At 53.7% G+C, this 8,410-nt stretch carries 9 protein-coding genes; 8 read left to right on the top strand and 1 reads right to left on the bottom strand.

Annotated elements, in window-relative coordinates; genetic code table 11:
* Nucleotides 1–1,100 (bottom strand): nucleotidyltransferase family protein (locus tag L971_RS08695; protein WP_052200337.1); only part of this gene is annotated, 1,100 nt, incomplete at its 3' end.
* A 157-nt stretch (nucleotides 1,101–1,257) separates the two neighbouring features.
* Here L971_RS08695 and L971_RS08690 point away from each other — a divergent pair.
* The 8 genes from L971_RS08690 to L971_RS08660 all read left to right on the top strand — a co-directional run.
* Nucleotides 1,258–1,785, top strand: a complete 528-nt coding sequence (locus L971_RS08690) for a DUF177 domain-containing protein (protein ID WP_047375407.1) — start codon at nucleotides 1,258–1,260, stop codon at nucleotides 1,783–1,785.
* Between the two features lie 22 nt (nucleotides 1,786–1,807).
* Nucleotides 1,808–1,981: a 50S ribosomal protein L32 gene (rpmF, locus tag L971_RS14960; RefSeq protein WP_081338944.1), complete on the top strand. Its 174-nt coding sequence runs from the start codon at nucleotides 1,808–1,810 to the stop codon at nucleotides 1,979–1,981.
* 103 nt (nucleotides 1,982–2,084) lie between these two features.
* Nucleotides 2,085–2,924, top strand: a complete 840-nt coding sequence (locus L971_RS08685) for a ketopantoate reductase family protein (protein ID WP_047375405.1) — start codon at nucleotides 2,085–2,087, stop codon at nucleotides 2,922–2,924.
* Complete coding sequence (locus tag L971_RS08680; RefSeq protein ID WP_024370019.1) at nucleotides 2,918–3,277, top strand: DUF3397 domain-containing protein; 360 nt, start codon at nucleotides 2,918–2,920, stop codon at nucleotides 3,275–3,277. Before L971_RS08685 ends, L971_RS08680 begins: the two co-directional genes overlap by 7 nt.
* A gap of 24 nt (nucleotides 3,278–3,301) precedes the next feature.
* A complete protein-coding gene (bshC, locus tag L971_RS08675; protein WP_047375403.1) occupies nucleotides 3,302–4,858 on the top strand; it encodes a bacillithiol biosynthesis cysteine-adding enzyme BshC in 1,557 nt (518 codons plus the stop codon).
* Nucleotides 4,859–5,025: 167 nt separating this feature from the next.
* Nucleotides 5,026–5,958 carry a 16S rRNA (cytosine(1402)-N(4))-methyltransferase RsmH gene (gene rsmH / locus L971_RS08670; RefSeq protein ID WP_047375402.1) on the top strand — a complete coding sequence of 311 codons (933 nt, stop codon included), beginning with the start codon at nucleotides 5,026–5,028 and terminating at the stop codon, nucleotides 5,956–5,958.
* Between the two features lie 23 nt (nucleotides 5,959–5,981).
* Nucleotides 5,982–6,344 carry a cell division protein FtsL gene (gene ftsL, locus L971_RS08665; protein WP_024370022.1) on the top strand — a complete coding sequence of 121 codons (363 nt, stop codon included), beginning with the start codon at nucleotides 5,982–5,984 and terminating at the stop codon, nucleotides 6,342–6,344.
* A 38-nt stretch (nucleotides 6,345–6,382) separates the two neighbouring features.
* Nucleotides 6,383–8,410: penicillin-binding transpeptidase domain-containing protein (locus L971_RS08660; RefSeq protein ID WP_231557583.1), on the top strand; the 2,028-nt coding region annotated here is incomplete at its 3' end.

The following is an 8,410-nucleotide window of genomic DNA, read 5'->3' as shown; positions in this document are numbered from 1 at the left end:
ACGTGTTCGCGGAGCGATTCGTCACCGAGAGGGAGTCGATACGCCTCGGTGACGCGCGCCTCGAATGCGAGGTCGGGATGGTACTTGCTGAGAAGCGGTACCGTTTTTTTTATATCTTTTAATACGAGCCGGCCGACGCCGTTGAACGCGAGCGGACGGACGTAAGGGACGTCATCGAACCGATCTGGCAACTCGGAGCGCTGAAAGTGGATCAGCACCGAGACGAGCGCCCGTTGGATGGCAGTGCGGGTATAGCGTCGCGTCTGCAACTGCCCGAGCGCCCGCTCAAACGTCGGTTCAAGCCCGGCCTCGATCAAACGAGGGGACAAGGAGGCGTCGATGCCGACAAGCTCGTCAAGCACCGGCTGGGGTGTCGTCCGCAGCTTGTATTGGAGCACCGGCCAATACGTTGACCAGTGGGCCATCGTACGTTGACGGAACAAGGCACGTGTCGCCAGAGGGACGGCACGGACGATACCTTCCTCAAGATAATGGGCACGGACGCCCGTCGCCGACATGACGTCCGCTAGGCCGGTATCGTGATAACCTGCCCCGAGCCGCTCGACCGTATGGAGCTGAATCGTGCGGGCTGCTTTGGCGTAATGATACGCTAAAATATTGTTAGGGAGTGTCAAGTCAAAAGCGGGATAGAGGGCGGAAAACGCCTCACTTGAAGCTTTTGCGGGTGATTTCCCGCTTTGAAGCGCCTCTTGAAACGCCTGTCGATAGGCCGGAGTCGACTCGACGTCGGCGCTTGCGGCCTGGCAGATGGCCGTGGCGTCACCGCTCTCGCTCCCGAACGACAACGTTTGACAGCCGACGCGTTCGGCGATGGCGACAGCAGCACTTGCGAACCGGTCGGCACGTTGGACGCCGTACCGGGTCGGCAATTCGATGACGAGGTCGATCGCCCCCGTCTCGATTGCGGCTCTTGCCCGGCTCCATTTGTCGAAAGCGGCCGGTTCCCCGCGTTGGGTGAACTGTCCGCTCATCACCGCGATGACGGCTTCAGCCCCTGTTTCAAGGCGAGCGGTTTTTGCTTGGAAGAGGTGCCCGTTATGGAATGGATTGTACTCTGCGATGATGGCCGTCTTTTGCATGAAATTACTCCTTTGCATTGTCGATTGGATTGGTGTAAGATGGATAAGTACGCTTTGACAAAGCGCCGTCGTCAACTGCTTTTAGTGTAAAGAAAAAACATTGACAAAACAAGTTGGCCTATCTATAATTCATATTGTTGCAATTGAGGTGATTCGGATGAAATGGTCTATTGCACAGCTACTTAAGCTTCGAAACCAAGGTGACAGTTTTTCCGTTGATGAGACGGTTGAACTTCCGGAGCTGATTCAGCTCCATCCGGATATCCGTTCGATTCGCCCAGTGCATGTGCACGGGGATGCGTCGTTCACATCTAATCAAGTTACATTCAATTTGAAGATTCAAGGTGACCTGACGTTGCCAGATGCGCGAACGTTAGACGATGTCATGTATGAATTCGATATTGAATCGCTCGAGCCTTTCTTTTTGGAGAACGGGCGTTACACGGAGCAATTCGATGACGTCAATTTGCCAGAGGGAAATACGATTGATCTGCGACCGATCGTACGTGAGCTCATCATGTTAGACGTCCCGATGCAAGTTTTCGGGAACGAAACAGACAAAACTCAGGTTGAAGGGGAAGGCTGGGCCCTCGTAGAGGATCAGCTGGACGACCAACCAAAAATTGACCCGCGCCTCGCGGGACTCGCCGACTTGTTCTCGAAAAAAGAGGACGAGAAAGGCTAACTTTTCAAGGAGGTGGACAACGATGGCAGTACCATTCCGTAGAACGTCGAAAACTCGCAAACGTCTTCGTCGTACTCACTTCAAACTCAACGTACCTGGTATGAACGAGTGCCCGAACTGTGGCGACATGAAACTTTCACACCGTGTTTGCAAATCTTGCGGACATTACAACGGTAAAGAAGTTACAAGCAAATAATGCTGGAAGAAGCGCTCTCCCTGGAGAACGCTTCTTTTTTTTATGGTCATCGAATCGGAGTGTGGTAAAATTTTTAATGGACAATGGAGAAGGAGGGTTGCGTATGCAACCGATCGAACGGATTGGGATTATCGGGAACGGGGCCGTCGGGATGCTGATGGCGTCGTTACTCGCGAAAGATTATACGGTCACGTTGTACGGCCGGGTCGAGGAACCGAGCGTTGTGACGATTGAACGGAACGGGATGACGGAAGGTACAGTTGACGTGATGCTCAAACCGGTACGCACTCTTGACGAGACGGAAGCTGACGTCTTTTTCGTGACGACGAAAGCGCATCAAGTCGAGGCGGCGACCGCACGTCTTAGCGGGAGCGTGCCCGTGTTCATCTGTTCGAACGGCATCAGCCATCTCGACTATGCGCTTGAACGCGGATTTCATCTCGGGGTCATCGAGCACGGTGTGACCCGTGACGGGACTCGTGTTCACCATAGCGGTCTCGGCCGCGTCCGCATCGGTGGACTGTCGGGCATGTCGGCCATCTCATTTGTCGACTCGCCGCTGCACATCGTATGGGAAGCGGATATTAAGCATGTCGTCATCGAAAAGCTGTTCGCGAACGCGATCATCAACCCGATCACGGCGCTTTGCCGCATGCCAAACGGTGTGGTCGGGCAACCGCCGTGCCGAGACGTCGCACTCGCGATCTATAAGGAATTGACGTCGTTGTTCGACGAGACCGTACCATATACATATATCGAGTCGATCATCGAGAAGACGGCGAACAACCGCTCATCGATGCTCCGGGACGTGGAGGGGGGACGCCCTACCGAAGTCGACGCCATTTTGACGCCGCTGTTGAAGCGAGCCGAGGATCGCGGCGTTGAACTGACCGTCATCCCGCTCATGCAAAAACTAATTTTAGGAGCGAGCGCATCGTGTTAGTGTATATCGTTTCATTTCCACTCGTCATTTGGTTTATGGTGTATATGATACTTAGAAAAATTATGCCGAAGTCGGTCAATACGTTCAAGCTGGTGTGCGACGCCGGTGTCGTGCTTTGGTTTTATGCGTGCGCGGTTTTGTTGGAGTCGATTGTCGAGACGAATGTCGCTTGGCTCTTGCTCGCCGTTTGTTGCGCTATTTTCCCAATCAATGCGATTTGGCAACGCGTCCGCCACGAGGAAGTCGTGTTCACGAAGATGTTCGTGCACGGTTGGCGATTGTTGTTTTTGTTTCTCGTTCCGGCCCACGCCATCTTGTTTGCGATTGGCATTGCCAAACACATGATTCATTGATCGATCGAAAGGAAGTCGTTATACGTGAGGATAGAGCCGCTTGACGCCATGTATGCCCCGTCGTCTCCGATGCTTCAAATCGAGGACGGGTATACGGATTGGCTTGATTATAAAGGAATGGACGAGTTGAGACTGCGAGCCGAGGAGCTGGACGGACGTACATATCCGCATTTGGAGTCGCTCGCGGCGATTTTACGTGACCAACAAGCTGCTTACGGTCCATTGTCGGAAACGCTCGACCGAAAGCTAGACGCGCTCGCGTCTGGTGAGGCGTACACAATCGTGACCGGGCAGCAAGTCGGTGTGTTCGGCGGACCGCTGTTTGCGGTGTACAAGCTGTTGACCGTGTTGAAGCGGGCAAAACAAGCAGAAGCGTCGCTCGGCAAGCCCGTCTTGCCAATCTTTTGGATGGCGACGGAAGACCACGATTATACCGAGATCAATCACGTCCTCATCCCTCAGCCGCTATCCCGGCAGTTTCGTAAAGAGGCGCTCTCGGCCATCCCGCTCGCCGGAAAAGCGTCCGTCGGGGAGCTCGAGTTCGAACGGTTAAAAATTGAACTCGTCCAAATGTTGCAACGCATGCTTGTCGCCGAAGCGGAAACGGAGCATACGTCCTCGCTGTACCATGAACTCGTCGAGCTGTTACAACGCTCGAAGTCGTTCGCTCAATTTTTCGGCAAGATGATGCGGCGCTTCATCGGAGAAGACTTTTTTCTGTTCGACCCGCACCAACCGGACGTACGTGCCCTCGGGCGTGATGCGTTCAAACGGTTGATCGTCGAACACGACCGGCTGCATGCGGCGTTCGCGGACGCGCATAAGGACGGAATGCCTGACGTCGAGCTCAATCGCGAAGCGGCCCACGTGTTCTATCATGACGGGACGCGCGAACTGCTCACGAAAGAAGGGGACGCATTCACGACGAAACGGGGTCATCACTTCTCAGAAGCTGAGTTGCTTTCGGAGATCGATGCCCATCCGGAACGTTTCTCGAACAACGTCGTCTCCCGTCCGCTCATGCAAGACCATTTGTTCCCGACGCTCGCGTATGTCGCCGGTCCTGGTGAGATTGCGTATTGGCTTCAACTGAGACCGCTGTTTCACACGTTCGGCTGGAAGATGCCGCTCCTCGTCCCTCGTCTCGGAGCGGTGCTCATCTCGGCGAATGACGAGAAAAAGCTGGCGCAAGAAGGTGTATCGCTCGACGAATATTTGACGAATCCGCTCCCGGACCATGCGTTCGATGATGAGGCGTTCGATGAAAGTTTGTACGCTTATCGGGCGCTGTCTTCCGCCGTCAGCGAAGAGGCGAGCCGGCGAGGTCAGCGCTTCGGGTCGAGTGCGCTCCACGCCCTCGAACGTTTGGCGGACGAGATGCGGGCCGAGGCGAAGCGGGAACAGTATCGGTTGAATCGGCGTCGGATCCATCTGTCGACGCGTCTGTTGCCGATGGGGGCGCCGCAAGAGCGGATTTGGTCGATGGTGCCGTTGTTGAACCGGCACGGTCTTGACTTGTTCAAGCGCTTGTCTGACGCCTATGAGCGGACGGAAACAGAGCGATGTTTAGTTAAATTGTAAAATAATTACAGGTGTTTCGGACGGTTCCCCGGGCGAACGGGGAATCTTATTTGTTTGTTACCTTTTTGTTTCCTATTTTCGTTAAAAACGAATGCGGAGCTTGACATTTTTATGATAAAGTAAGTGTAATAAAACAGTTGAAAAATGTAGGGTGAGAGGGTTTTTGTATGTTTGAGCATGAAACGGTTTTAAAAATGGAGTCCATCGAAGGGTTGAACATCAAACCGGACGGGATTTATGTCGATTGTACGTTAGGAGGAGCCGGTCATAGTGAAGAGATTGTCAAACGATTGACGACAGGCCGTCTATACGCCTTCGACCAAGATGACGTCGCCCTCGCGCACGCGAAAGAGCGCTTGGCTCCATATGAGGACCGGGTTACGTTCATAAAGAGCAACTTCGTCAACTTGAAAGACGAGCTTCATGCTCGTGGTGTCGCGCAAGTCGATGGTGTCTTGTTCGACCTCGGTGTCTCGTCACCGCAACTTGATGAGGCGGAACGTGGATTTAGCTACAATTACGATGCCCCACTTGACATGCGCATGGACCGATCAAACCCATTTTCGGCCTATCACGTCGTCAATGAATGGGCGTTCGGGGACTTGGCCCGCATTTTCTTTACATACGGGGAAGAGAAGTTCTCGAAGCAAATCGCCCGTAAAATCGAGAAAGCCCGTGCCGAAAAGCCGATCGAGACGACGTTTGAACTCGTCGACTTGATCAAAGATGCGATCCCGGCACCGGCCCGACGTAAAGGCGGGCATCCCGCCAAACGGACGTTCCAAGCGATCCGCATCGCGGTCAATGATGAATTGAACGTGTTCGACCGCGCTGTCCAAGATGCGATCGACATGCTCGCCATCAACGGCCGCATCTGTGTCATCACGTTCCACTCGTTAGAAGACCGGATCTGTAAACAAGTATTTAAAGAGAAAAGCCAGCATCCGCCGCTTCCGCCAGGGTTGCCGGTCATTCCGAAAGAGTTTGAGCCAGAATTGAAGCTCATCACCCGAAAGCCGATCACGGCCGGCGGCGATGAACTTGAAGACAATCGACGCGCCCGTTCAGCGAAGCTTCGGGTCGCCGAAAAACAAAAATAGACTGTACGTAGGAGGGATACCTGATGCCAGAAGCTGCCCGCAAGGCTCTGCAGCCTCACGTTTCACCGAATCGAAATCCGATTCCGCAAGAACGACCGATACCTGCTCCAAAACGACGTACGTTGACTTTGTTCGAATCCATCCTGTACCCGACGATGATCGGTTCTGTCGTCTTGTTCGGTGGCATCACGGTGTCGAAACATAATGAAGCGTACAACATCATGCGTGATACGGCCTTGATTACTCAAGAGACGAACACGATTGCCAAAGAGAACGAAGAACTGAAGTATGAGATCGCCCAACTTAGCTCGCCAGAGAGAATCTATGCGATAGCTGAAAAGCTCGGAATGCAGTTCAATGAGAAGAACGTCAAGGTGATTGACTGATGAACTCTCTACAACAGAGTAAAAAAAGAGTGGCGTGGGTGGCGATTGTTTGCTTCACACCGCTCTTTTTATTTTTTGTCGGTTGGTTTTTTTATCTATCTGTCTTCCAGACGTACAAAGGAGAGAACATGCTCGCTTTCGCCGAAGAGGAACGGTGGAAGGCGGTCAGCACGTTAAAAGCAGAACGTGGTGAAATCTTTGACCGTTTCGGTCAACCGATTGCCATCAATATTCCGTCGTATCGGGTCGTCGCCGTCTTAAAGCTCGGAGGTGAGCGGGTCGAAGGGAAGACGTTGTTACCGGAAGAATTTCCGGAAGCGGCACGCGAGCTCGCGACCGTCATCCCGATGACCGAGGCTGATGTGTTAAAACGGCTCGAACAGAACGTCGAACGGGGTCAAATTGAGTTCGGTGTTCCCGGACGTGACTTGACGGTCGAACAAAAAGAAGAGATTGAGTCGTTCGAAATTCCGGGGATCACGTTCGTCGAAGAGCCGAAACGGTATTATCCGAATAAAGTGTTCGCCTCAAGCGTCATCGGCTATGCCCAAAAGATTGACCAAAACGGACGCATCGAACTCGTCGGAGAACTTGGGATCGAGAAGTCGTTGAACGATATTTTAAGTGAATCGTACGGCTTGAACCGGTTCGAGAAAGATCTTGCCGGCCGTCCGCTCATCGCGAGTGATGAGCAGTTGCGCATCGAGCCGGAAGACGGGGCGGACGTCCAGTTGACGATCGATCATCGCATTCAACAGCTGCTCGATACGAAGATGGACGAGATGTACGAAGAGTATGCGCCAAAAAATGCGACGGCGATCATCATGGACCCGAAGACGGGAGAAATCGTGGCACTGTCGGATCGGCCGTCATTTGACCCGAACACACGCGAGATCACGTCGTACAGCAACTTCTCCGTCTCGTCTCGTTTCGAGCCGGGGTCGACGATGAAGATCTTCACACTCGCCGCGGCCATCAACGAAGGCGTGTTCGATCCGAACGAACTGTACAAGTCTGGTTCCTATACATATGGACGGACGACGTTTAATGATTACAACATTACCGGATGGGGTACGATTCCTATGGTAGAAGGCGTCTGGCACTCGTCAAACGTGGCGTTCTCCATCATGGCTAATGAACGTCTTGGCTTGAGCCGGTATGAAGACTATTTCAACGCTTTTAAATTCGACCAGCGCACCGGTGTTGATTTGCCGGGTGAGGTCAACAGTCAATACGACTTTGAAAGCCCGCTCAACGTGCTCATCACAGCCTGGGGCCAATCGACCGCGGTGACACCGATGCAAATCTTGCAAGCGACGTCAGCCATCGCGACCGATGGGACGATGAAGCAACCGCACGTCATTAAAAAAGTCGTCAACCGAGAGACCGGTGAGACGATTCGGACGACGAATCCGAAAGTCGTCGGGCAGCCGATTACGGCTGAAGCGGCCCAATTGACGCGTGAGGCACTCGACGGAGTCGTCAACAGCGACCTCGGTACCGGTCAGCTGTACGCCCTTGAGAATTATCGGGTCATCGGGAAGACGGGGACGGCCCAAATCGCTGAGAACGGCAAATATTTGAGCGGTCAGTACATCCATTCGTTCGTCGGCATGGCACCGGAAGACGACCCGGAGCTCGTCATGTATATCGCCGTCGACCGTCCGAACAGCGACTCGTCGACGACGGGACCGCGCATCATGGCACCGTTGTTCAAGGATGTGATGGATGTGGCGCTCCGTTACCGGAGCGTCGAACCTGAGAAGCAAGAGAAGGCGGTCGACGCGTCAACGAAGACGACGGAGTCCTACCTCGACCTCGGTCGTGACGAGGCGGTCACGAAAGCGAAGGCGGCCTCGTTCGCCCCGATTTTACTCGGTGGTGGAGAGGCGGTGTCCGCCCAAAGTCCGGTCGAAGGGCAATCGTACGTCGTCGGCGAACGGCTGCTGTTGAAAACCGGAGACACGTTCGCAATGCCGAACTTGTCCGGGTGGTCGCTTCGAGACGTGAAACGTTTGGCAACCTTGTACCAATTGAATTTAGAAATAGACGGGACCGGCTTTGTC

Origin of the sequence: Exiguobacterium sp. ZOR0005, from assembly GCF_000798975.1 — a bacterium.
GTDB classification, from domain to species: domain Bacteria; phylum Bacillota; class Bacilli; order Exiguobacteriales; family Exiguobacteriaceae; genus Exiguobacterium; species Exiguobacterium aurantiacum.
This window is presented reverse-complemented; position numbering and strand designations above follow the sequence as displayed.